The following is a 25297-nucleotide window of genomic DNA, read 5'->3' as shown; positions in this document are numbered from 1 at the left end:
ACCTGGATATCCTTGCCCGGTAATACTAAGTGTAAAGGTTCAAAAAAATAAAGCCGATACTTAAGTAACCGGGGTTAGAACCTCAAATTAAAGACGGTGCGCAGCAGGCTTTATGCCTGGACGTCCAGGCGCATCGTCTTTTTTATTTTTAAACAGCGGTCTGCCAAATTGATAATTATTATACTTGACATTATTATAATCTAAAGTATAATAATTATAAGTATAATAATATGGAATATCCAATTACATTCATAGACCGGGAAGAGGAACTTCAGGCTCTTGACTGGGAATATAGGCGGCCGGCGGCATCCTTTGTGGTTCTCTATGGACGCCGGCGTATTGGGAAAACCGCCCTTATCCGGGAATTTCTCAAGGATAAGGAGGCGGTCTATTTCCTTGCCACCGAAGAGAGTGAAGACCAAAACCGGGACATGCTTAAAAATCTGATCGCCGGATTTACCGGGAATCCCCTGCTTGAAGGGGCGTCCGTAAAGGACTGGACCCTGATCTTTGAAGCATTGGCGGGCTTTGAAACGCCGGGGAAAAAGATCCTGGTCATTGATGAATTTCAGTACCTGGGCAAAACCAATCCCGCCTTTCCCTCCATAATGCAGAAAATATGGGACACCCTCCTGCTGAACCGGGATATCATGCTCATCCTCTGCGGTTCCCTGATATCCATGATGGAGAGTCAGACCCTCGCCTATACCAGCCCCCTCTACGGCAGGCGGACCGCCCAGATCAAACTCCGGCAAATCCCCTTCCGGTACTATGGCCAATTTTTCCAAGGAAAAAGCCGGGAAGAATCAGTTAAACTGTATGCCCTTACCGGGGGAGTTCCGCGGTATATCGAATTATTCCGGAGCCCGGGGGATATATTCGGCGCCATCAGAAAAAATATTCTTTCCCGGACCAGTTTCCTCTACGATGAACCGAATTTTCTGCTTCTCCGGGAACTGGGGCAGGTGGGTAGTTATTTTTCCATCATTAAAACTATTGCTGCGGGGAATCACAAGATGGGGGATATCGCAGCGAGTCTTGGACTAAAGCAGACCGGGCTTACCAAGTACCTCACCACCCTTATAAACCTGGATATACTGGAACGGGAGGTGCCGGTTACCGAAACCCAGCCGGAAAAGAGCAAGCGGGGTCTTTACCGCATCAAGGACAATTTTATTCTTTTTTGGTTCAAGTTCGTATACCCCGCCTTAAGCTACCTCGAATCCGGAAATGAAGCCCCGGTGATGGACCGTATCCGCGCCAATTTTATTGATGGCCATGTGAGCTATGTCTACGAAGCAATTTGCCGGGAAGAGTTTTTCTACCTTAATGCTCCGAATAAGTCATTCCGGTACAATAAAATTGGCCGCTGGTGGGACAAGAATCATGAAATAGATATGGTCGCCCTGGATACCGAGGGACAGGACATCCTCTTTGGGGAATGTAAATTCCGTAAATCGAAAACCGGGATCAACGTATTCCTTGAGCTCCTGGAAAAAGCCCGGAAGGTGGACTGGAAACAGGGTGAACGGCGGGAGCGGTATGCCCTGTTTTCCATAGGCGGATTTACGGAAGAACTAATAGCCTTCGCAAAGACCCGCGAAGATCTACTCCTATACCAATAAGACTGGGTATACTATAATCAGGTAAAGTGATGGAATACGAAGTCAAAGACCTGGCGCCGGAAAGTTTTTTCTCTCAGTCCGTGTACCTGCCGGACCGGCAGTTTGTCATTGCCGCGCCGGAGATGGCTATTACCGCCGCCATGAAAAGCATCCTTCAGGAATGGGGGTTCCGGACTGTCCTGAGCGAAGGGGAACCCAGGGAAGACTACTCTCCGGAAGAAATCCCCGCCGGGGGCTCGGCGCCCATAGCCCCCAAGGAAAGCGTCGATGCCGAACAGCTAAAGAAGGCTGAAGTTTTGTATATGAATTTTCAGCGCTATGTGGAATCCCTTTTTGCCCAGATGTCTCTGAATAATCCCCCTCAGCTTAATGAAATGGCGGAAAAAATTAAGGATCTCTGCGATGCCATCAGGAAGGATCGCCGGTATCTGCTGCGGGTGCTGAGAAACGCCGGCCCCGAGACGGAGCAAAACTATCTGACATCCCATACGGTTAGGTCCACCATCCTGGCCATCATCATCGGTTCCTACCTGAAACTTACCAGCCACCGGCTCATTGAAATGGGGGTGGCGGCCATGCTCCACGAAGCGGGGATGCTCAGGCTCCAATCCCGGGTCTATATGAACAAGGGCGCCCTGAGCCGGGATGAGCAAAAGGCCATCCTCTCCCACCCGATACTGGGATTTAATGTGCTCAAATCTTTTAACCTGCCCCTTTCGGTGACCATTGCCGCCCTGGAACACCATGAGCGGGAAAACGGCGAAGGATATCCCCGGCGGCTCACGGGTGATAAGATAAGCCTCTACTCTAAGATCATCGCCGTGGCCTGTACCTACGAGGCGCTGACCAATAACCGGCCCTATAAAGAAGCTAAGGATGGTTTTGCGGGAATGCTGGACCTCCTGAAGAACGAGGGTAAGCAGTACGATGATACGGTTATCCGGGCCCTGGTTTTTTCCCTTTCCATCTACCCTATCGGGCTCTACGTACTCCTTTCCAACGGTAAGAAAGGCCAGGTGGTGGATGTGAATCCGGAAAATCCCCGGTACCCCATGGTTCAGCTCCTGGGAGTTCAAACCCCGGACGGGAAAACAAAGATCCTGGAAACTTCCCAGGGCGGTATCCATATCGTCCGTCCCCTGGTCAGGGATGAACTGGGATGATGTTTTTAATTATTCTCCTGCTTCTTATCATAAGCGGCGTTTTTACCCTGGCGGAGAGCTCCCTCATTTCGTCCCGGAAAGCCCGGCTGCGATCCAAGGCCGATGGGGGAGATAAAAAATACCGGCTGGCCCTGAAGGCGGCGGAGAATCCCGAATCGCTGCTTTCCGCCCTCCGGATCGGAATCATCCTGGCAGATATTTTTGCAGGCGCCCTGAGCGGAATCCCGGCGGCCGGGATATTTGAAAAGTTTTTCCCCATGCTTACCGGGTCCGTCATCCCTGCATTAACTACAGCTTTACTATTTACCATCCTGTTAATTTTACTGCAAAGTTCCCTTGGAAAACCCATAGCCCGGGGTAAGCCGGAAATTATCCTTGTCCATATACTCCCGCTTATCCGCTTTCTCAGGGTTCTTTTTACCCCCCTGATCTTCCTCGGCTCCCGCCTTGAATCGGATCCCGTGACGGATCAGGGGATGACCGAAGATGAACTACGGATAGCGCTCCGGGAAGGGGAAAAGTCCGGTATTGTGGAAAGCGAAGAACGGACCATGGTGGAGGGGGTCTTCTATCTGGGGGATCGCCACGTGGGGGCCTTTATGACCCACCGCTCGGAGATCCAATGGCTGGACATCAATGCGGACGCAGAAAAGGTGCGGAGCATGGCGGTGGAATACCGGAAACAGCAATTTTTTCCTGTGGCATCCGGCGCTATCGATGAGATTGTCGGAGTGGTCTCGGTCCAGGACATATTTCTGACCTTCCTGGAAAACACCTGGGTAGGTCTGAAATCCCTCATGGTTCCCCCCCATTTTGTCCCGGAAACCATGTCATCCATCAAAGCCTTCGAAGCCTTTAAGCGCGGTGAATCCAATATCCTCTTTGTGATCGACGAATACGGCGGTTTTGCCGGGGTACTTTCGGTACGTGACCTTATCGAAGAAATCGTGGGCGAACTTTCCGCTTCGACCTCTGCGGATGACGATATTCTGGCCCAGGGTGACGGCGCCTATCTGGTCAGCGGCAGCGTCAACATTGATGATATCGCAGAAATACTACCCATTGCCGGGTTCCCGGCGACGCCGCAGGAATACCATACCCTGGCGGGTTTTATCCTGGAACTGGGGGGGGAGATTCCCCGTACCGGAGCGGTTTTTGAATGGAATGGGTATCGGTTTAAGGTGGTGGATATGGATGGGAACCGGATTGATAAGGTATTAATCGAACCCATAGGGTAAACGGGGTTTATATACCCTGTGTAAAAACGCCGGTGGGGGCGGGGAATCCCCACTGCGGGATGCCTGTAGAGTCTGCCTATGGAGCCCCGCAAGCGGGTCTCCTCCGGCAGGGAATTCCAGAATATCCCGCAGCGTGGATTCCCCGCCCCCACCGGCGCCTGTGCGCAGGGTTTAACTCCGTTCACCCTAACTACGCCTTACGAAATGACTCTACTCAGGAGAACCACACTCCGTTTACCCTACTTTATAAAACCAATATTTTTTATTAACTCCATAAGCTGTTTTGCTTTCAACATATTTAATTTATGTTGCAACGATTTATCTGCAACTTGATATGTTGATGTCCAAATCTTCTCAAAACCTCGCAAGCCTTCTACAGCCCAAACAGTTTCTCCTTTCGTGCGAGATGCACAAACAATAATATTGCATTTGTACTTGTTTGCCAACATTTTCAATTCTGTTTCTACCCCAGTGTTTGGATCACCTTGACTTCTGATACCGAAAATTATTCCATTGATTTCGACGACCAATATAAAATCATCAAATTCTGGAACCGTGTCTCCTTCATAACTCTGATAGATCGTCTTACGCCTTGGTTTATAATATTTGTCAAGTATTAACTTTGCAAATTCACGAATGGTTGCACTCTTGCCCTTATTAGCACTATGCCAAAGACATATAACTACCTTGTCCATATTCATCTCCTAGCGTTGCGTAAATATATCTTCCCCTTCTCCATCACCTGCTTGGTTTTTAGAAATAGTTCCGCCATTCTTTTTATAAACAGATCCACCAACTAAATATATACCGCCACCAACAAAGTCAGCAATATTTTCAGTTATCGTACCGCCGTCTATTGTACAGCCTGTTTTCTCTGCTGTCCTAACATAAATCCCAGCTCCATATTCTGCCTTATTACCTTTTATCGTTCCGGCTTTTATTGTTACTATACCACCACCACCAATATAAATTCCTCCTCCCGCTTTCGCGGAATTGTTTATTATTTCACCACCCGACATAGTAAATCCTGAACTACTATATATTCCACCACCTTGGGTACCTGACACATTATCAGATATTGTCCCGCCTCTCATTTCAAACACAACACCACTTGAACTTGCATCAATACCCCCACCTCTACTGTAGCTGGCATCACCTGTAGATCTATTCCCTGTAATAGTACCACTTATCATTAACAATTTACTATTATCTGCAAGCTTTATACCACCACCGGCGCTGTTTGTAATACTATTATTTGAAATTTCAGCGCCATCCAATGTCAATGTACCAAACCTAATATATATACCGCCACTGGAATTATTACAAATTTTTGTTCCCTGTCCCAAAACCACAGTACCACCCACTATATATAATCCAGTAGAACCATCTGAAATTTCAAGATTCAGAATTTTTACATTACATTGTTCCAACCACAAACCTGACAATATACCTCTTTCGCTGTCTGTACTGCCTGCTTTGCCTTGTAAAACGATTTCCGTATTACCGCTGTTCCCAATCGTTATCTCACCAGAAATCTTTCCAATTACAGTAATAGTTTTCACTGCGCCCCTTGATGCCAGTTCAAAAGCTTTTTGAACCGTTTTTAATGACGCATCTTCGGTTCTTCCATTATTCGTATCATCACCATCTGCCCGAACATAATACGAGCGGTTTACCTCTTGAGAAAAAACCGACACTATTGCCAACGATTGTAAAACAAAGGCAAACATAATCAAAAAACCTATCCTTTTCATAAAAGGTCTCCTTAATTTTTATATCCTACCGGATATATTTTTTGTCGTTTGGGGAACCGCATAGGTTTATGGCAATCCCCGTCGCTTTTGCGCCATCGATTTTCAGAAAATTCTTCAATTTTATGAAAATATATGTACGACCAAGACGATCATAAATGATTATAATGTATGTGTCAAGTGTCTCTACTTCAAAAAAAGAGACGCTAATAGAATACAAATTATGGATTTGGACCAGCTTTTTGTCTTTAATGTAAAGAAATGGCGCAAAAATAGAGGGTTTTCTCAAAAATCACTGGCAGAACGGTGTAATGCGGCCCATTCGTATATTCGGCAAATCGAAAGTGGGAGTGGACACCCTTCCTTTGCCTTTATCGGGAAGCTGGCCGATGCTCTGAATATTGAGGTCTACCAGTTATTTTACGATGAAACGGTGGCACATATCGAGAATCCTTCCCAAGCCGAGCATATTGAGTCAATAAAAACGGATTTTCTGGAAAAGATGGCCTACGAACTTGATTCCGTTATTGATAAACTGAAAAATTAAGGTAAAATATGCCTTATTTACTTAAAATCCCACCTCACAATTGGCATGTATCCTCTCGGTAAAGCCATGTGCCTTTCGAATGGTTCTCGGAAAGCACGCAATTAATCGAGGGACCTATCTGAGAGAAAAACCATGAGGCCTCCCAGTGGCTAAACTTGCCCCACAAATCAAAATAAATAGCCTTGATAAGCAAGCAGGATATTAAGCGTGCTGAGTCCCGTCCAGATGGTTTAACCCATGGAGGGCCTTCACACCTACTACAAATTCCGGCAGTATGCAATTCTACGGTTAGAATTTATAAGGTATAGGAGGATGAAAAAATCAAAATTTTTTTTACCAATTTTACCATATTTTATTCCCTTGGCAGGACCCCATACCTCGTTCTGTGTATTCCTGAAACTAAGCTAAGTGGTCCAACAGGAAGGTTACACTCCATTATGTGAAACAAAGGCCCCTATGGACCCCCTAAGCGGCTCGGGAACGCACTCACACTGCGTTATCGGGGGTGACAGTGGAGAAAATATCAGGAGGACCCTCTGGGGGTTCCTGATATTTTCTCCAGCTGGCAGGACCCCATACACAGTTTTAGTGCGTTCCCGGTAACCTATTCGGGGTCCATAGGGGGAGGCGCCTGTACCTTTCCTGCGTATAACTCTTTTGGATATACCACTATCCCCAGCTTCTTCTCCAGCTTGACCAGGGTTCGCATTTCACCTTCGTCTCCAAAGGTAGCCATGATGCCCTGTTTCCCGGCACGGGCAGTACGGCCAGCGCGGTGGATATAGGCATCGGGATCATGCAGGGTGTCCAGGGCGATTATGTGGGTTACATCCGGGATATCAAGGCCCCGGGCGGCAAGATCGCTGGCTACCAGAACCGAGGACCGGCCATGGCGGAAATCGTCCATGGCTTGTTTGCGCATCTTTTTGTCCATGTCTCCGTACAAGCCCAGGGCGGGAATGCCATGGTACTGAAGTTTGGAAACGATGTTCCCTACCTGGGCGCCCCGGGCGGTGAAAACCAGCGCCTTCTTGGGACGGAGGGCGGCTAAAAACGAACGGAGAAGCCCTATTTTGTCCCGTTCCTCGCAGTAAAACGCCCAGTGTTCTATCTTATCCCGGAGTATTTCATTTGCCCGGGTTTCTTCAACAGAAACACCCTCTCCCATGAGGGGGAGAAGCCGCTCACGGCATTTATCCGGCAGGGTGGCGGAACAGGCGATGGTCTGGGGACTCCCCCGTATCAGGGAGACCAGTTCCCGGGTTTCATCGTAAAGCTCATCCGCCGTAAGCCGGTCCGCTTCGTCGAAGACCAGGAAGCTCAGATTCCCCAAGCGCAGCTTTCCCATTTTCGCCAGCTGCAAAACACGCCCGGGATTCCCAACCAGCGCCCGGGGCTTGTCCTTTTTCAGGGTTTCTATCTGCCGGCTTAAAGCGGTGGCTCCGATAAGGAGGCTGACCTTAAAAGAGGCTGCGCCGGAAAGCAGAAACTCCGCTTCCTGTTTAATCTGGGCGCATAGCTCATAGGTGGGGGCCAGGATCAGTACACAAGAATCAGGCGCAGCGTTTTCCATCAGTTTCTGAAACAACGGAATTAAATACGCAAAGGTCTTCCCGGTTCCGGTGGGAGAGCTGAACAACACCCGCTCTCCCCGAATTAAGCGGGGGATCACCCGGCGCTGTATCTCCACGGGCGCCAAAATACTCCGCTCCTTTAACCTGCCCATAAAAAAGGGGCCCACCCCGAGCCCCGCAAACCCGCTATCTTCACTATTCATGCTTTACTCACTTCTTTCTATATTCTTCATACAAGGCTATCATGGAATCGATAAACCGCCCCACAGAATAGCTGCGGGATATTTCTTCGGAACGCTTACCCATACGGGCCCGGGCAGCGGGATCAGAAAGAACTTCCACCGCCTTTTCCCAGAGGAACTTATCATCCTTGATAGCCCAGCCATTATCGCCGTTTATAACCATATCATCAATACTGATATCCTCGGCAGCCACCACCGGGAGACCGGAGGCCATGGCCTCAATAAAGGTGATGGGATGTACCTCGCTGTGGGAGGCGCTCATGAACAGATCCGCTGCGGCGTAGATCAGTTTTATCTCATCCGGCCAGTGGAGATAGCCGGTAAAGACCAGCCCCCGGCTGATCCCCAGTTCATTGCCCTGGGCTTCCAGTTCCCGGTGATCCGGACCGTCCCCCACCAGAACCAGTTTAGCCTTAGGACGGCGGGCCAGGATCTCCTTGAAATTTTCCAGCAGAATAAAGACATTTTTTTCAATCCCAAGACGGCCCACAAAAACTATCATCTCATCATCCGGGGCAATGTTGAACCGCTTTCGCAGATCCGCTGCGCCCTGGTCTACCCCGGCGGACCGTTCCCAAAACTGACTTAACTCTATGCCGTTTGGCACGACCCGCACCGGCCGGTGGTATTTAATCTTTTCCAGATAGTTCTTTATCTTGTTCGAAGGAGCCACGATACAACGCTGGCTCCGGAGTATATGCCGGAGATAGGCGGAAAGGTTCTTCTTAAAAAACAGCTCCACCAACAGGGGGGCATAATAAATATAGTCCGGATAGTAGGTGTGGAGGGTATGAATCGAAGGGATACCCAGCCTCCGGCTCACCCGGCGGGAGGCCAGGTAAAGGCTGAATTCGGAATGGGTATGGATGATATCCAGATTCAGGGGCTTGGCAATATCGATGACCTGCTGTTCAATAAAAAACCCAACCCGGTGCTGGGGTTCGTTGGGGAACTGGAAGGAGGCGACCCGGAAAACCCCCTCCTCCGGCACGGCATTGGGATGTTGAACCGTAAATACATAGACCCGGTGGCCCCGGCGTTCCATTTCTGTCTTCAGGGCCCGCACCACCGTAACAACCCCGTTTACCTGAGGGGTATAGGTATCGCTGAAGATGCCAATATTCATAATCCTCTGCCTCCAATTACACCCTAGTATAGCACATAAAGGGATTTACCACCCGAACCCCCCGGATAATCTGGCCGTGGTTCATATCCTCAGAAAGGACGGTACCACAGTTAGCGGAGGAAGCGGCGGCGATGATGAGCCCATCCCAAAAAGAAATTTTGGAAAGGATACTGATATCAATACCTTGCTGAATAATATCAAAATCAAGCTGGACGATTTCCATGTCCCGTAAAGAATACAAAACGTCCTTTGCTGCAAGGGGTTCTATTTTCAATTTGGTGGTAATAGCATTGTAGACTTCCTGTAGAACCTGGGTTGATATAACCGGCTTTTGGGTATTCTGAATTTCCTCTAAAACCCGCCGGGCAGTTTTTTGCTTTTCCACTTCACGGCTGTCCAAATTATATACCAGGATATTAGAATCAACGAATATTTTTTCTACGGCAGATCTCACGATCATATAGTTCCCCCCGGTTCCATTTCCATCCATTGGAATTACCATGCGCCTCATCCGCAATCCTGAAGAATTCTTCAAAAATTCCGGTAGACGCAGGTTTTACCGTCCTTGCAAGCAAATCCCGAACCAGGGCATTAAAGGACATGTTGCGCCGCTTGGCATATTCCCGGCCCTGCGACAGGGTCTCCTCATCAATAGCCAGGGTGATATTTTTCATCGCTTCCAACCTCTATTACACATAATACGTGTATTTGTGCAATTTGTCAATCGCCTTCGCGGTTGGATTTTTCTTCCTGTCAATTGCCCCTTTCTCATTTAAGGCCTTTAGCATATAATGATAATAACCGGTAAGAGGTGATTAATGGCCTTCAGAAAGCATATCTTGGAAAATTTGGCCGAGGTCCTCTTTGTATTTTTTATATTCCTCATAATGGTTTTGCTGAGCTATTTTTTTGCCAGCTCCATAGTGGAACGGCATATTTCCCAGAACGCCGAGGGAATGACCGCCACTGCGGAGGAAAAACTGCAGGCCCGGCTTCAGAGCGCCCAGGCCAGTATAGTCCAAACCGCTATTTCAGTCGAAGGCCGGCTGGAAATCGGGCAGACCCCCGGGCAAATTGAGGACTACTTCTTTACCATTAGAAACAGGCTGGCGGAAAATCTGGAAATCCTGAATGGATTTATCGATTTCTACGGTTTTGTTTCCGGGGAATTTGTCTCCGGCACCCTGTGGAGGCCCGGGGAGAGCTATATACCCCAGGAGCGGCCCTGGTATATAGCCGCCATGGAACAGCCGGGAAAACCGTCCTTTACTGGGCCATACATTGATGCGCATACCGGCGTCATGGTGGTTAGCGCATCGGTGACCCTCCTGGACCGGGATGAAAAAATCCTGGGGGTAATTGCGGTAGATGTGCGGCTCTATGAAATTGCCGACTATGTGAGCTCCCTCCAGTTTTCCCGGGGGGGCTACGGGCTGCTGGTGGACCAGAATTTAACCGTTGTGGCCCACCCTAATAAACTTCTTGAAGGCCAAAGTCTGGAATCTCTGGGAGGAGACCACGTAGGCCTAATGGAAAAGATGCGGGAAAGCCCGGACAGCATATCCATGTATTCCATGCGGAACAGCGATGGGGTCCGGGTGATAGCCTTTTACCGGAAAATGTTTAACGGCTGGTATATCGGCATTTCCACTCCCCGGTCCAGTTATTTCCGGGATGTGTATATCATGGCATGCGTCCTTTCGGTGATTGGGTTCTTCATGATGGTCATCCTTTGTTTCTTCCTTATCCGTTTAAATATTGCAAAGAGCCGTTCGGATGAGGAAAACAAGGCCAAAGCCTCCTTCCTGTCCAAGATAAGCCATGAGATACGGACCCCCATACACTCCATCATGGGGATATCGGAGATAATCCTCCGAAAGGACATTTCCGAAGAGGTCTATGAGTATGTTTCGATCATCAAACATGCGGGGGACAAACTCCTCTCCTCCATCAATGATATTCTTGATTTTTCACGGATCGAATCCGGCCAGGTTAGTGTAGCCTCCCGGAAGTATCAAATCGCTTCCCTCATTAATGATGCGGTCAATGTGGTTTGCCTGCGCATGGCGGATAAACGGATCGACTTTTTTGTGAACATGGGCCGCGCTATCCCCGCAGAACTTTTCGGGGATGATGACCGGATCAGGCAAATCCTCAACAATCTCCTGGACAACGCGGTAAAGTATACCCAGAAGGGGTATATAGCCCTGGGTATACGGGGGGAAAGGCTTGAGCGCGGACGGCTAAAATTGATCTTTGCCATTGAGGATACGGGTATCGGCATTTTGCCCGGGGATATTGAGAACCTGTTCCGGGAATTCCTCCGGGTGGATGTGCGGGGCAATAAGATCGGCGCCAGGCAGGGACTTTCCATCGCCAATTCCTTTTGCCGGGATATGGGGGGCGCTATTACGGTGGAAAGCGAATACGGCAAGGGTTCCATCTTCACCGCTTCGGTGATCCAGACCTTTGAGGATGATCGGCCGGCAGCCCAGGTATCGGCCCCTGAAGCGAAGCGGGTGCTGGCGTTTGAGGAACGGCCCTACCATGCGGCATCCCTCACCGGGGCTTTCCGCAGCATAGGTATTGATCTGGCGTATGCCAAGGACCCGGGGGAACTGCAGCAGGCCCTGGCGGGGAAGGGATATGACTATGTTTTTGTCCCTTCAAAATACGCCGCCGATTGTATATCCTCTTTGGGGGACGGCGATCCTTCCACCCCCCTTGTTATTATGACCGAGCCCGGGGATTCCATCTCGTACCGGAACAGGGGAACTATCCGCCTGCCCATCTATTCCTGCACCCTTGCCAATTTTCTGAACGAGGTTGAAAGCTCTCCGGCTCACCACGATCGCCGTCCGGGCTTCTCCGCTCCCGGGGCGCGGGTACTGATCGTGGACGATATATCCACCAATATCCGGGTTGCCGCAGAATTGATGGCCCCCTATGGTATGCAAATTGACTCCTGCTTCTCGGGCGGGGAAGCCCTGGAACTGGTGCAAAAAAACCGGTACGACCTTGTTTTTATGGACCATATGATGCCCGGAATGGACGGCATCACCGCCACCGCCCGGATCCGCAGCCTGCACAGGAAGGGCGATACCTACTATCAGGAATTACCGGTGATCATATTTACCGCAAACGCCATTTTTGGGCAAAAGGAACTGTTCCTGAAAAACGGGCTCAATGATTTTCTGGCAAAACCCATTGACGTGCAAAAATTAGACGAAATCCTGCGGAACTGGATACCCAAAGAAAAGCAGGTGGAGGGCGCCCTCCCGGTAACCGATGACCGCTCGACGAAAACGGAGCTAAAGGCTATTGCAGGGGTGGACCTTAAACGGGGGATAGATAATACCGGGGGCTCGACCGAGGCCTACAAAACGATCCTCGCCATATTTTGCGCGGACGTGAAGGAACGGCTGCCCCTGCTACGGGAGACTGCGGGAGCCGGGGATCTTTCCGCGTATATCACGGCGGTCCATGCCCTGAAGGGGGCATCCCGGAGTATCGGCGCCAGGGAAACCGGGGATATGGCGGCGGAGCTTGAGGAGGCCGGAAAGGCCGGGAACCGGGAGTTCATTGACGGGAAAACCGACCCTTTCCTGGACCACCTGGAGGGCCTGGTTTCCCGCATTACCGCCTCCCTGAAGGAGGAATCTTCCCCAACCGGCGGGACGGTTCCTGCGGATCTTGAGCTTGGGGTCCTGCGGGAGGCCCTGATTACTATGGATACCGCCTGCGTGAACAGCCAATTGCAGAAATATGCCGAAATGTCCCTGGATGATAAAACAAAACAATTTATTACTGAAATAGAAAATTGTGTGTTACTATTTGAATATGAAAAAGCTGTGGAACTGATAGATAGCCTTGGTAAAGGAGACCGCTAAAAATGACGGTTGAAGGTAACCCCGTTCCCACCGTGCTGGTGGTTGATGATGTTGAAATAAACGTCCTGATCCTTAGTGAAATCCTTGATGATAGCTACAACATTATCACCGCCGGCAACGGGGTTGAAGCTCTTGAGGTTCTGCATAAAACCGAGGTACTTCCCAAGATCATCCTTCTGGATGTATTCATGCCGGTAATGAACGGCTATGAGATGCTCAAAATCATAAAGTCCGATGAAACCTTCAAACGTATACCGGTGATTTTTATTACCACCTCGGATTCGGAAATTGATGCCCTTGAGGCAGGGGCGGTAGATTTTATCTCCAAGCCCTTCTTCCCGGAGATTGTCAAACTCCGGGTTAGGAACCAGATTGAGTTGAAAAATTACAGCGACAGCTTGGAAGATATGGTGGCGAAAAAAGCTGCGGAGCTGGAAATCGTATCCCAGGAAAAATCAAAACAGGAAAATTATTTCAAATTACTCCTGGAGAATACCCAGGAAATAATGTTTCTGCTGGATCATGATCTGCAGCTTAGGTACTGTTCCGATATGTTTATCGATCTGGCCATGCTGTCGGATACTTCGGTCTCCGGTATGCCCTTCCGTGATATCCTCGTACAAACGGTGGATCCCGAGACGGCGGAATTTCTGATGTTCGCTATTAACGATGCCGTAGTGGACCAGCATTCAATTGTGGTGGATCGCTTGATGGATATAGGCCATCGCGACCAGGGACGGCATTATTCTATTTACCTTACCCCCATGCTGGATAAAGAAAATTGTACCGAAGGGGCGTTGGTTATTTTTAACGACATAACCGAGATACTCCAGGCAATGGAGCAGGCGGAGGCAGCGAGCATAGCCAAGTCATCTTTCCTGGCAACCATGAGCCACGAAATCCGTACCCCCCTTAACGCCATCATCGGGTTTTCGGAAATCCTGCTGCACAAACAACTTCCCGAGAGCATTCAGGAAGATCTGGGGAAAATTTACAGTTCCGGCGCCGTTCTTTTGAGGATCATCAATGATATTTTGGATATCTCCAAGATCGAGGCGGGGAACCTGGACTTGACCCGGGTAAGCTATTCGGTTTCCAGTTTGATCAACGATACCATTAACCTCAATCTGGTGCGGATAGGTGCAAAACCGATAGAATTTAGCCTTGAGATAGACGAAACCATACCCATGGGCCTTTTTGGGGATGAACTGCGGGTTAAGCAGATCCTGAATAATCTGCTCTCCAATGCTATTAAATACACCCAGGCGGGGAATGTCACCCTTCAAATATCCTGGGAACCCCTGGAGGAGGGTTTGATGACCCTGATCTTCAAGGTGAGCGACACCGGACAGGGTATACGGGAAGAGGATATGGAAAAACTCTTTTCCCAATACCAGCAGCTTAACGCCAAGGCTAACCGGGCTATAGAGGGGACCGGGTTGGGGCTCTCGATCACCAAAACCCTGGTGGAAATGATGCACGGAAGTATTGGTGTGGAAAGCGTTTTTGGGGAAGGCAGTGTCTTTACCGTTTCCATACGCCAGGAAATAGTTGATGGAAATCCTCTGGGCAAAGAGACGGTGGAAAACCTGAAAGAGCTGCGGTTTAGCGCGAAACGGCAATTGCGGCTGACCCGGACCCTGATTCCCGAGGGGAAGGTGTTGGTGGTGGACGATATGCAAACCAATATTGATGTGGCCCGGGGGCTGATGCTCTCCTACGGGCTCTCCATTGACGGGGTTAAGAGCGGAGAAGAGGCCATAGAACTGATCCGGGCCGGAAAAACAAAGTATGATCTGGTCTTCATGGATCACATGATGCCCGGTATGGACGGGATCGAGGCCTCCGGGATTATCCGTACCATTGACACCGATTATGCCCGGAATATCCCCATCATAGCCCTGACGGCCAATGCCCTAGCGGGAAACCGGGAATTGTTTCTGCGAAACGGCATCAACGACTTCCTTGCCAAACCTATTGATATACAAAAGCTGTCCGGTATTCTGGAAAAATGGATATCCCGGGAAAAACAGATACGAAATACGGTTTTGGAGTCCAAACCGGAAATAGAGGATTTCCCCTTGATAAGCGGGATAGACACACGGGTTGGGGTGGCCAATACCGGCGGCACCGTGGACGGGTATAAGATGATCCTGGAGATTTTTTGTATTGACGCAGCGGAACGGATACCCCAGATAAAATCTGCCATAGAAGCAGGGGATTATCCCCTGTATACCACGGCGGTCCATGCCCTGAAAGGGGCTTCCCGTTCCATAGGCGCCATGGAATTCGGGGATTTGGCAGCCCACTTGGAAGAGGCGGGCAGAAAGGAAGATAAAAAACAGATAACTGCGCAAACCGGGGAACTGCTGGAACGACTTACCATGCTCAGGGACGCCATTACCCTGGCTTTGGAGGCGGATAGCCTAAAAAAGGAAGCCGGCGGGGCGGATTCTTTCCTCCCGGAGCTGAGTATTTTACGGGACGCCCTGGCCAATATGGATACCGAACTGGTGAATAAACAGCTGCTGAAATGCCGGGATATGTCCCTGGACAGCAAAGAAAGGGATCTTATCGGCGAGATTGAGCAGGATGTACTCCTCTTTGAATTTGAGAAAGCGATTGTCCGTATAGATGCCCTGGGCTGAACTTTCCGGTTCTGTCTTAGGACCCGGGTCCTTAAGGAGTATACATATCAAAATTAGCCAGAGCGTTAAAAACAGTATTTATGCTTTTTATCACGGCTTCATACTCAAAGCTGATCATCAGAGCTGCTATTTCATCAATCGTTCTGTTTATTATACCCCCGAAATTTCCCTTATCCAATTCCTTCACCAGGCTTTCCACCAGGTCGCAATTACCCGCTAAACAGGCTGCGTTCAGGCCGGTAAACATATAGGATAAATATTCAATAACTTCAGTCTGACCGGCATTTTTTCGCAGTTCCGGTTTCTTCGTCGGCCTATTTTCATCGAGGAGGAGGCCTGATTCCCTTACCGCTTGTCGAGAACGTAAAACAGCGGCTACCTTATCGTTCAGAATAGCCGGTTTGATCGGCTTAATGATATAATCCATGGCGCCGGCGTTTACGGCCTTGTTGATAAATTCTTTGGTGGCAGAACCGGTTACAAAAAACACCGGGAGATCCTTCTGTTTGGACTTATTCCGGATATAATCCAGGAGTTCAAACCCGGATACAACGGGCATATTAATGTCCAGCAGCGCCAGATCAATCGGGATATGATCCACCAGGTATTTAGCCATGGACCCGTCCTTACAAACCCGCACATCATAATTACTACGAAGTATGCTCCTGATGATGGCAAGATTTACCGCCGTATCATCCACGGTTAATATCACTTTTTTCCCTTTAGACTGATCCATATAATCCCTCCTATGCTCCCGAATCTGCCAAAAAAGCCTGTATTCTTTCTATCATTATCATAAGATTCTCAGTAAAACTATCCAAATTCCGAATTATGGTTTCTATATCCAGTGTTTTTCCGGCCATTTCCAGGACACGGGCTTCCGCAGAAAGAGTATTTGCGCCTATACTGGCGGCAATGCCCTTAATACCATGAACTGCGTTAATAAACAGGGGCATCTGTTCAGCGGAGGGTGGGGATGTAAGACAATTCATCTGGGCGGCCGCATCCAGACAAAAAATCTGCAGGATACTCCGGTACCCTTCTTCCGTCCCCCCGGTAAGGATTATCCCTTCGGCGGTATCCACCCCTTCAATTTCTATACCCTTCGTTTCCACAGGCAATTCCTGCAGCGTCTCCTCCCCCCGGTTAAACGCCCGTTTTGATTGGGGCAGCCATTTATCCATAAGTTTATCCAGTTTGGAGATTTCAATCGGCTTGGCCAGGTAATCGTCAAACCCGTGCTCAAGGAACATCTCCCGCATACCGGTAACCGCATTGGCGGTTAAGGCGATAAGGGGAACCGATTGGAACCGTCCGCCTTCCATGGCCCGGATAATCTCCGCAGCTTCAATGCCGTCCATTTCGGGCATCATGTGATCCATGAATACAATATCGTAGGAGTTTTTCTTGATAAGCTCAATAGCTTCCTTACCACTTGAGGCGGTATGGATCTCTGTCTGATAAATAGACATGAGCCCCTTTGCCACATTCAGATTGGTAAGAATATCATCAACTACCAATATCTTCGCTTCCGGAGCGATATAAGAGACGATGGTCTTTTTATGGTCGGTACTGGTCAAGAGGCCGTTGAGTACATTGGCGATGGGTACGGTATAGGCGGGCATGGTAAGAATAGGAAAATGATAAAACGGAGGCAATTCTTCCAAGTCCGCAAGGATTACAAGGATGGTCTTTAGCCCCAGCCGTTTTAACAGGTCCGCGGCTTCTTCCGCCGCATCCGGGGAAATAAAGGCGTGGGAATAGGAACCGGATTCCAACTCGGTAAACAGGCCCTTCAATTCCCTGGCCTTTGTCACCTGTACTCCAAGATTCCGGAGGGATAGGGAAACAGACCAGCGGTAGGGCGGCCGATGGTCATAGAGGAGAACCTTCCTGGCCTCCGGAACTTCCACCCCGGCGATAGGAACGGGGTTCAGCGCCTTCTGGGGAATACGGGCGGTAAAGACGGTACCCGCGCCAAACAGGCTTTCTACGGTAATGTCCCCGCCCATGAGACGGCAGAGATTCAGGGATATGGCAAGTCCAAGGCCGGTCCCCTCTATCCCCGGGCTCCGGTGGGTATTAAGCTGGTTGAATTCCTGGAAGAGTTTAGACATGTCCTCCGGTTTAATTCCGGTCCCGGTATCGGAAATCCGAAAGACAAGGCAGATGTTCCTTTCTTTCCCTTCGCCGGTAAGGGAAAGGGTGATCTGTCCTTCATTGGTATATTTAACTGCGTTGGAGAGGAGGTTAAGCAATATCTGCCTAATCCGGAGTTCATCTCCCAGAAATTTATCCGGCAGTTTACTGTCGATATTGGCGAGAAACTGGATGGGCTTTTCCGTATTGATCAGTCGCAGCCGGATGATATTCAGGGTATCGTTAAGGAGGGAGGAAAGGGAATAGGGCGCCGGAACGATATCCAGCTTCCCCGACTCGATCTTGGAGAAATCCAGAATGTCGTTGACTATGGCAAGCAGATTGGTTCCCGCATTCTTGATACTCAAGGCATCGACATACACTTCCTGGGATATGTCCCTTCGGAGTATCAATTCCGCCATTCCCAGGATAGCGTTCATTGGGGTACGTATCTCGTGGCTGGTATTGGCCAGGAAGATGCTCTTTGCCTCCGCAGCTTTTTCCGCTTCGAACCGGGCGGCAGCCAGGGGAGTACTGTCGTGCATGTTGATAAAGTAACCGTCCTCTCCCATGAATGTGTCGAAGATTACATCAAAATACCGCTTCCCCCCGTTAAACTGTACCTCCCAGCTTCCTTTATAATATCCGTGGAATTCCAATGTTTTTGCCAGCATTATTTTAAGCTCTATTGATTGGAATAGATCGATAATAGGCCGGCCTATAATCAGGCGGGAATCTTCAATACCGGTAAATTCCACCATGGTCTTGCTAAGGTAGGTAACGCGGAACTGCCTATCCATAATGACTATATAGTTTGGGGTAGTAGCCAAAAGGGTTATAAAGGTAATCCTGTCCCTATTGGAGCGGCGGCTCTTTTCCGAGGCGATCCGGGTAAGGAGATAGATCAGGAGGGAAACAAAAAATTCTATGATCCAGCGGACCATGATATCGCTTAAAGTAACGATCCGGTCGGGGTTCATCTGGGGAATGCGGAAATATACCAGGATCGCCATCACGGCATTGGAGACCAGAATATACCCCAGGAGGCTGCTGCTTTTAAGGTACATGCCCGCCAAGCAGGTAATACCGATAAGGGCGTAAAAAAGGTAATCAAAGCGCCCCATACAATAGGACGCCGTAGTATACAGGGTAAAGAGGAACAGGGGCAGTACAAAGGCTATATCGATAAAATTTCTCAGCCGGCGGAGAATCAGAATAACCAGTATTGCCGCACCGTTAGCGACAGCGGAGATGGCTGCTTCCCGGGTATGCCCACTGTTCAGGGCATCGGCGATCCGGCTGATCGCAAAAGCCACCACGGTGATCAGGGCCAGAAAATCCGTCCATCTTTGATACCCCATATCCTTTTTTTCAGAATCGCTTATGAAGGATGGGGGAAAATATCGTTCTTTTTTAGCCCATTTCATGCCACTGGGCCCTCTTTTCATAACGTTTTTTCCCGGGAGCGTTTATAGATACCCCGGCGGGGATCACCTCTATATTCAGGCTGGTATCATAAAAGGCTTCGCCGTCCAGGCATACCAGCAGGGGATAGTCAGAATGGATATGGATCTTTCGCCCCCGCCTCCAGATAAATTCTCCGGGGAATTGCTGGTATTTTCCGCTGATGTAGGGCGGGATCAGGGCGAGGGTTCTAAGGGGTTTCAGTGAGGGGCAGAGCACTATATCCAGCAGACCGTCGTCGGGAACAGCGGTAATCACCGGGTTTTTATTACGCCCATAACAGGGGCTGTTGGCAATATTGACGCTTCTGTAATATCCGCTCAAATCTTCCCCGTCCACGGTTATGGTATAACACTGGTTCCGTATGGCCGGATTAAAACCAACCTGGAGGCTTGCATGAGCGAAGAGAAAATTAAAGATCAGGGCGTCAATATGGGGAAAATGGCTGGAATACAGGGAAATAGATGAATACCGGTCCATGACTTTTTTGATGATCGCGGACTCCATGCCTATGGTACAAAAATTGAGGGCAAAGTTGCTCCCGCAGGACATAAGATCCGTGGGGATAGCCTCCGCAGCGATTTGTTCGGGAATATTCCGGAAAAGGGACTCATTATTATCCCCAAAGGCCCGGACCAGATCATTGGATATCCCATAGGGGACTGCGGCAAGTTCCATATTGGCCAGCCCCATAATCCCGTTGAGGCAGTCAAAGAGTATCCGGTTCCCCCCCACAGCATACACCCTAAGGGTTTGGGCGGGATCAAGCCCTTCCCTGAAACTGCGGATAAAACCTATGGCATCCCGGGGATACCGGGAAAGATGAATAAAATAGTGTTTCTTACCCTGAAAACAGTCTTTTATAGCCTCGGTAAACTTTTCTAAATAATCCTGCCCCCGGTATTTCCGGCGAAGCGAATTGTGGTTGATGATAAAAAGGTGCTTCATATTTTACCCCCCCCCCCCCCCCCACGGCGGGGAGTGAATTTTTTTCCTGCACCAGCCGGTCAAATTGGCCGGCAACCGAGAAAAAGATATCCGTAATGGCGGGATCAAACTGGGTCTCCCGGCCATCCATGATTATGTCTACCGCCTGTTCGTGGGTCAGGGGAGCCTTGTACGGTCTTTCCGAAATAAGGGCATCGTATACATCCGCTATGGCCATCAAGCGCCCTCCCAGGGGTATTTCTTCATGCTTTATGCCGTAGGGGTAGCCGGTACCATCCCATCTTTCATGGTGGGTACCTGCAAGGATCTTGGCGTAGGTCAGGAAACTGCTCTCCGGGGTGTTTTTTTGTATTTCTTCAATAATTTGAACGCCAAAGAGGGTATGATTCTTCATAACATCAAATTCATCAACAGAGAGTTTACCCGGTTTGAGCAGAACATTGTCCCGAATGGAAATTTTGCCCACATCGTGCAAATGGGAAGAGTGGAGGAAAAAATCCCTATCCCAGCTTTCCAGTTCTTCCCGGTGCAGCTTTTGGCCGATCATGCCATCCAGAAGGATTTCCAGGTAGCCCCGGGTCCGCTCCACATGCCCTCCGGTAATCTCGTCCCGGTGTTCCACCAGGTTTGCCACGGTTTTTAATACCGAATTTTGCATATCCAGTACGGTTTTAGTCTTTTCCTTAACCATTTGCTGGAGGTTGGAGTTATAATCGATTAGTTTCTTGGTTTGCGACTCTATCAGAAGGTGCAGTTCAATCCGTTTCAGGAGCAGGGGAGGCGAAAAGGGCTTGGAAATGTAATCTATGGCTCCCAGGTTCAGTCCCTCCAACTCGCTGGAAGAATCGCTCCGGGAAGTTAAAAACACAACCGGGATATCCACAAACTGGGGAATAGACTTGATTTTTTTCAGGACATCGTAGCCGTTCATGCCCGGCATTTCCACATCCAGGAGTATTAACGTGGGCTGCACCCTTTCAAGGAGGATAAAAAGCTTTTCCCCGGAGGGAATGGTGATGATATCGTATTGGGGGGCCAGGATGCTTTTTCCCAAGGCCAGGCTGGTAACATCATCATCGACCAATACGATTTTTCCGGACATAGGATCCATAACATTCCCCTTATCGTATATCCCAATGATGTTGAATCCTTTTTAGGAATACCTAAAAATATACTCGCTTAGTATAGAAGGTCAAGCCCTCTTTTCGCGTAGATTTTTATGATAAGTACGGTGGATCTTCCTCTGAGCTCATGATAGAATTATCTGAAACAGGAGAAAAAATTGAAAGAACAAGCGCTTTTAGGAGATGAAGCGGCAGCCCTTGGGGCAATACACGCCGGACTTTCGGCAGCCTACGGGTATCCCGGTACCCCCTCCACCGAAATTATGGAATATCTTATCGAAAATGCTGCGGGTAATGCCCATATTCCGGAAGCGTTTCATGCGTCTTGGTGTACGAACGAAAAGACCGCCCTGGAGGCGGCCCTGGGGGTCTCCTTCGCGGGCCGCCGGGCCATGGTGACCATGAAACACGTGGGGCTCAATGTGGCATCGGACCCCTTTATGAACAGCGCCCTCCTGGGTATCAAGGGCGGGCTGGTAATCGCCGTGGCGGACGATCCGGGGATGCACAGTTCCCAGAACGAGCAGGACTCCCGCTTTTACGCCGCATTCGCCATGGTCCCCTGTCTGGAGCCCCGGAACCAGCAGGAGGCCTATAGCATGACCAGGGAAGCCTTTGACCTTTCCGAGAAATTCCAGGTTCCGGTACTGCTGCGCATGACCACCAGGCTTTCCCATGCCCGGGCTCAAATTAAAACCGAGCCGATACGGGCGCAGAACCCCCTTTCCAAGGCCGGGGACAAAACCCAGTGGATGCTCCTCCCCGCCTATGCCCGGCGGAACTATGTCGCCCTGATCGAAAAACAGACGGGGTTCCTGGAATGGTCCGCCGCCCACCCCTCCAACAAACTGGACCTGGATGGCCGGGACACGGGCCTTGGGGTGATCACTTCCGGCCTGGGGGGGAACTACTACGAAGAAAATCTGGAGGATTTTGTCAAATCCCGATCCGGTAAGATTCCTGCGCGGCTCCACATCGGGGTATATCCCCTGCCCATTGACTCCATACGCCGGCTCTGCGAAAAGGCGGAACGGGTTATCGTTATTGAAGAAGGCCAGCCGGTGATTGAAGAACGGCTCCGGGGTATACTTCCACACAGTATTACTATCAATGGAAAACTTGACGGGACCATAAACCGTACCGGGGAGCTGGACCCCGATGTGGTGCGCCGGGGCCTGGCCCTCCCCCCCCGGCCGGGGGCGCTGAGCGCCGGAGCAGTAACCCTGCCGAATCTGCCGGGCCGTCCCCCCCAGCTTTGTACCGGCTGCCCCCACGGGGACAGTTACGAGACCATCAAAAAGGCGGTTCAGGAACTGGACCCCGCCGAGGGACACCCAAATACGGCGATCAACGCCGACATAGGCTGTTACGCCCTTGGGGCCACCCCGCCCTACTCGGTACCCGAGTCCATAGTCTGTATGGGCGCTTCCGTAGGTATGGCCCGGGGCGCGGCGGAGACGGGTATCAAGTACGCCATCGGCGTCATCGGGGACTCCACCTTCCTCCATTCGGGGATCAGCTCCCTGATCGATGCGATCGCCGCGGATACCCCCATGACCCTTATCATCCTGGATAACTCCATCGTGGCCATGACCGGCTGCCAGCAGACCATGGTAGGATCAGACAAATTCCGTCCCCTCATCCTGGGCCTGGGCCTCAAGGGCGAACACCTGATTGAACTGGAAGCCAAGCGGCAGTTCCTGGAAGAAAACGCAGCAAAACTAAAAAAAGAGATTGAGTACCGCGGCCTTTCGGTGGTGATCTTCCAACGGGAATGCCTGGAAGCCTTCCGAAAACGAAAGAAAAGCGAGAAGTCAAAATGAGGAATATTAAAGGAGCTATACTATGAAGCGGGATATAATATTGGCGGGTGTCGGCGGACAGGGAGTACTTTCCATTGCCGCCATTATTGCCCAAGCGGCGGTGAGCGATGGGTTTTCGGTGCGTCAGTCCGAGGTGCACGGCATGGCCCAGCGGGGGGGCGCCGTACTGGCCCACCTGCGGCTCTCGGACACAACTATTGCCTCGGATCTGGTACCCCAGGGCGGGGCTGACCTTGTACTGTCCATGGAACCCGTGGAAAGTCTCCGTTATGCGGCATGGCTTGCGCCGGACGGCGCCCTGGTCAGCGCGGCGGAACCCTTCATCAATATTCCCGATTATCCTGATATGGCAGTAATACTAAAGACCATCGCGCTCTTCCCCGTAAACCGTATCGTCGAAGCTGCGGAACTTGCCAAAGAAGCGGGACTGGCCAGGGCGGTAAACATGGTCATGGTAGGGGCAGCCTCCACCTTCCTCCCCCTAAAGCCGGAAACCCTGGAAGCCACGATTAGCGCCATGTTCGCCAATAAAGACTCCTCGGTTACGGAGGCAAACAAAAAGGCCTTTAACCTGGGCAGGACAGCTGCCGCGTGAACTACCAATACTGGCACCGCAAAGTTGAGATCATGCCCCGGCCGGAACTGGAGGTCTTCCAGCTTGAGCGGCTGCAGGCCCTGGTAGATTATGCACTGCGGACCTCCTTTTATGCCCCCAAACTCAGGGCTGCGGGAATTAAGGGTTCCGATGATATAAAGAGCCTGGATGATCTTAAACGCATCCCCTTTACCACCAAGCACGATTTGCGGGAGGGCTTTCCCTACGGATTTCTCAGCATACCTAAGGAGGAGGTGATCCGCCTCCATGCCTCAAGCGGTACCACCGGAGCGCCCACCACCATCTATTTTAACCGGGACGACATTACCCGCTGGACCGGCTATGTTGCCCGGAGCATTTACGGGACCGGGTGTAACCATACCGACGTGTTCCAGAACATGATCTCCTACGGCCTTTTTACCGGCGGCATGGGTTTCCACGCCGGGGGTGAGGAAATAGGAATGCTGGTGATCCCCTCGGGGAGCGGGAACACCACCCGGCAGGTCCGGCTCATGCAGGACTTTGGTACCACCGTGGTTCACGCCACCCCGAGCTTCCTTCTCCACGTGGAGTCCATCATGCGCGCCGAAGGGGTCAGCCGGGACAGCATAAAACTCAAACGGGCCTTTGCGGGGGCGGAACCCTATTCGGAGGATACCCGGCGGCGCATTGAGGAGCTTCTCCAAATTGATGTGTACAATTCTTACGGCCTTTCGGAGATGAACGGCCCCGGGGTGGCCTTTGAGTGCCAGTGCAAGAACGGCCTCCACCTCTGGGAGGACGGCTATATTGCGGAAATCATCAACCCCGATACCCTGGAACCGGTTCCCGACGGCGAAACCGGTGAGCTGGTCATGACCATACTATGCCGGGAGACCACACCAATACTGCGCTACCGTACCCGGGATCTTACGGGCTTCTACACCGAGCCCTGTCCCTGCGGCAGAACCCACCGCCGCCTACGCCGTATCACCGGCCGCAGCGATGATATGTTGATCGTCAACGGGGTAAATATTTTCCCCAGCCAGATCGAAGAGGTGATCATGGCCATGAAGGATGTGGGGAACAACTACCTTATCGAAATAGAAAAAGACGGGGTTATGGATAAGCTCACCGTCAAAACAGAAATAGGCCCGGATATCTTCATGGACGATTCCCGTCCCCTAAACGCATTGAAGGAACGTATCCGCAAAACCATCCAGGCGTCTATCACCATAAACCCCAGGGTGGAGCTCCACGAATCGGGCAGCCTCCCGGTGTCGGAGGGCAAGGCCAAGAGGGTCTACGATAAACGCCCCCGGTGAAGCCATGCGCTGACTGGGTTTCCGAAAGCACACAATTGATCGGGGGGCCTGTCAGGAAGGAAACGTATGGGGCCTCCCAGAGGGTCCCTCCATACG

The 25297-nt window shown here is 50.6% G+C and carries 19 protein-coding genes; 9 read left to right on the top strand and 10 right to left on the bottom strand.

The features are described from left to right. Positions 1 to 230: 230 nt before the first annotated feature. The 3 genes from LQZ19_RS07130 to LQZ19_RS07120 are packed head-to-tail and all read left to right on the top strand — an operon-like array spanning position 231 to position 4026. Positions 231 to 1625, top strand: a complete 1395-nt coding sequence (locus LQZ19_RS07130) for an ATP-binding protein (RefSeq protein WP_411046976.1) — start codon at positions 231 to 233, stop codon at positions 1623 to 1625. Between the two features lie 29 nt (positions 1626 to 1654). Then, positions 1655 to 2788, top strand: a complete 1134-nt coding sequence (locus LQZ19_RS07125) for an HD-GYP domain-containing protein (RefSeq protein WP_411046999.1) — start codon at positions 1655 to 1657, stop codon at positions 2786 to 2788. Beyond that, a complete protein-coding gene (locus tag LQZ19_RS07120; protein WP_411046975.1) occupies positions 2785 to 4026 on the top strand; it encodes a hemolysin family protein in 1242 nt (413 codons plus the stop codon). Before LQZ19_RS07125 ends, LQZ19_RS07120 begins: the two co-directional genes overlap by 4 nt. Positions 4027 to 4265: 239 nt before the next feature. Here the strand turns inward: LQZ19_RS07120 and LQZ19_RS07115 are convergent, their stop codons facing one another. Continuing rightward, complete coding sequence (locus LQZ19_RS07115) at positions 4266 to 4721, bottom strand: hypothetical protein (protein ID WP_411046974.1); 456 nt, start codon at positions 4719 to 4721, stop codon at positions 4266 to 4268. Between the two features lie 9 nt (positions 4722 to 4730). Then, entirely contained in the window at positions 4731 to 5780 is a 1050-nt protein-coding gene (locus tag LQZ19_RS07110) for a right-handed parallel beta-helix repeat-containing protein (protein ID WP_411046973.1), read from the bottom strand. 220 nt (positions 5781 to 6000) lie between these two features. On the opposite strand from LQZ19_RS07110, the gene LQZ19_RS07105 reads away from it, so the two are divergent. Beyond that, positions 6001 to 6324 carry a helix-turn-helix domain-containing protein gene (locus LQZ19_RS07105; RefSeq protein ID WP_411046972.1) on the top strand — a complete coding sequence of 108 codons (324 nt, stop codon included), beginning with the start codon at positions 6001 to 6003 and terminating at the stop codon, positions 6322 to 6324. 604 nt (positions 6325 to 6928) lie between these two features. Here the strand turns inward: LQZ19_RS07105 and LQZ19_RS07100 are convergent. From LQZ19_RS07100 to LQZ19_RS07085, 4 genes are read right to left on the bottom strand one after another with little or no spacing between them, the layout of a single operon-like run. Beyond that, the gene (locus LQZ19_RS07100; protein ID WP_411046971.1) at positions 6929 to 8101 is read right to left on the bottom strand and encodes a DEAD/DEAH box helicase; all 1173 of its coding nucleotides are present in this window, start codon (positions 8099 to 8101) and stop codon (positions 6929 to 6931) included. Between the two features lie 7 nt (positions 8102 to 8108). Then, positions 8109 to 9266, bottom strand: coding sequence for a glycosyltransferase family 4 protein (locus LQZ19_RS07095; RefSeq protein ID WP_411046970.1), 1158 nt, complete (start codon positions 9264 to 9266; stop codon positions 8109 to 8111). Positions 9267 to 9282: 16 nt separating this feature from the next. Beyond that, on the bottom strand, positions 9283 to 9726 hold the full coding sequence (locus tag LQZ19_RS07090) for a PIN domain-containing protein (RefSeq protein WP_411046969.1): 444 nt from the start codon (positions 9724 to 9726) through the stop codon (positions 9283 to 9285). Further along, positions 9689 to 9940, bottom strand: coding sequence for a hypothetical protein (locus tag LQZ19_RS07085; protein WP_411046968.1), 252 nt, complete (start codon positions 9938 to 9940; stop codon positions 9689 to 9691). Before LQZ19_RS07085 ends, LQZ19_RS07090 begins: the two co-directional genes overlap by 38 nt. 213 nt (positions 9941 to 10153) lie before the next feature. Here LQZ19_RS07085 and LQZ19_RS07080 point away from each other — a divergent pair, with 213 nt between their 5' ends. After that, positions 10154 to 13156 carry a hybrid sensor histidine kinase/response regulator gene (locus LQZ19_RS07080; protein WP_411046967.1) on the top strand — a complete coding sequence of 1001 codons (3003 nt, stop codon included), beginning with the start codon at positions 10154 to 10156 and terminating at the stop codon, positions 13154 to 13156. A 2-nt stretch (positions 13157 to 13158) separates the two neighbouring features. Continuing rightward, positions 13159 to 15804 (top strand): hybrid sensor histidine kinase/response regulator, encoded by a 2646-nt coding sequence (locus LQZ19_RS07075; RefSeq protein WP_411046966.1) that lies wholly within the window; start codon positions 13159 to 13161, stop codon positions 15802 to 15804. Between the two features lie 31 nt (positions 15805 to 15835). Here the strand turns inward: LQZ19_RS07075 and LQZ19_RS07070 are convergent, their stop codons facing one another. Genes LQZ19_RS07070 through LQZ19_RS07055 form a run of 4 tightly spaced genes read right to left on the bottom strand, consistent with a single transcriptional unit; the run spans position 15836 to position 21466 of the window. Next, positions 15836 to 16540 carry a response regulator gene (locus LQZ19_RS07070; protein WP_411046965.1) on the bottom strand — a complete coding sequence of 235 codons (705 nt, stop codon included), beginning with the start codon at positions 16538 to 16540 and terminating at the stop codon, positions 15836 to 15838. Between the two features lie 10 nt (positions 16541 to 16550). Beyond that, complete coding sequence (locus tag LQZ19_RS07065) at positions 16551 to 19370, bottom strand: hybrid sensor histidine kinase/response regulator (RefSeq protein ID WP_411046963.1); 2820 nt, start codon at positions 19368 to 19370, stop codon at positions 16551 to 16553. Further along, positions 19357 to 20355 (bottom strand): diacylglycerol/lipid kinase family protein, encoded by a 999-nt coding sequence (locus tag LQZ19_RS07060; protein WP_411046962.1) that lies wholly within the window; start codon positions 20353 to 20355, stop codon positions 19357 to 19359. The genes LQZ19_RS07065 and LQZ19_RS07060 overlap by 14 nt, the downstream gene beginning before the upstream one ends. After that, positions 20249 to 21466, bottom strand: a complete 1218-nt coding sequence (locus LQZ19_RS07055; RefSeq protein ID WP_411046961.1) for an HD domain-containing phosphohydrolase — start codon at positions 21464 to 21466, stop codon at positions 20249 to 20251. The genes LQZ19_RS07060 and LQZ19_RS07055 overlap by 107 nt, the downstream gene beginning before the upstream one ends. A 171-nt stretch (positions 21467 to 21637) precedes the next feature. Between LQZ19_RS07055 and LQZ19_RS07050 the strand changes: the two genes are divergently transcribed. Genes LQZ19_RS07050 through LQZ19_RS07040 form a run of 3 tightly spaced genes read left to right on the top strand, consistent with a single transcriptional unit; the run spans position 21638 to position 25201 of the window. Beyond that, positions 21638 to 23302 carry a thiamine pyrophosphate-dependent enzyme gene (locus LQZ19_RS07050; protein WP_411046960.1) on the top strand — a complete coding sequence of 555 codons (1665 nt, stop codon included), beginning with the start codon at positions 21638 to 21640 and terminating at the stop codon, positions 23300 to 23302. A 22-nt stretch (positions 23303 to 23324) separates the two neighbouring features. Continuing rightward, entirely contained in the window at positions 23325 to 23897 is a 573-nt protein-coding gene (locus LQZ19_RS07045) for an indolepyruvate oxidoreductase subunit beta (RefSeq protein WP_411046958.1), read from the top strand. After that, positions 23894 to 25201, top strand: coding sequence for a phenylacetate--CoA ligase family protein (locus LQZ19_RS07040; RefSeq protein WP_411046957.1), 1308 nt, complete (start codon positions 23894 to 23896; stop codon positions 25199 to 25201). Before LQZ19_RS07045 ends, LQZ19_RS07040 begins: the two co-directional genes overlap by 4 nt. Positions 25202 to 25297: the final 96 nt, after the last annotated feature.

This window comes from Treponema primitia (assembly GCF_046533075.1).
GTDB classification, from domain to species: domain Bacteria; phylum Spirochaetota; class Spirochaetia; order Treponematales; family Breznakiellaceae; genus Termitinema; species Termitinema primitia_B.
Note: the sequence above shows the minus strand (reverse complement) of the source record. Positions and strands in the feature narration are given on the sequence as shown.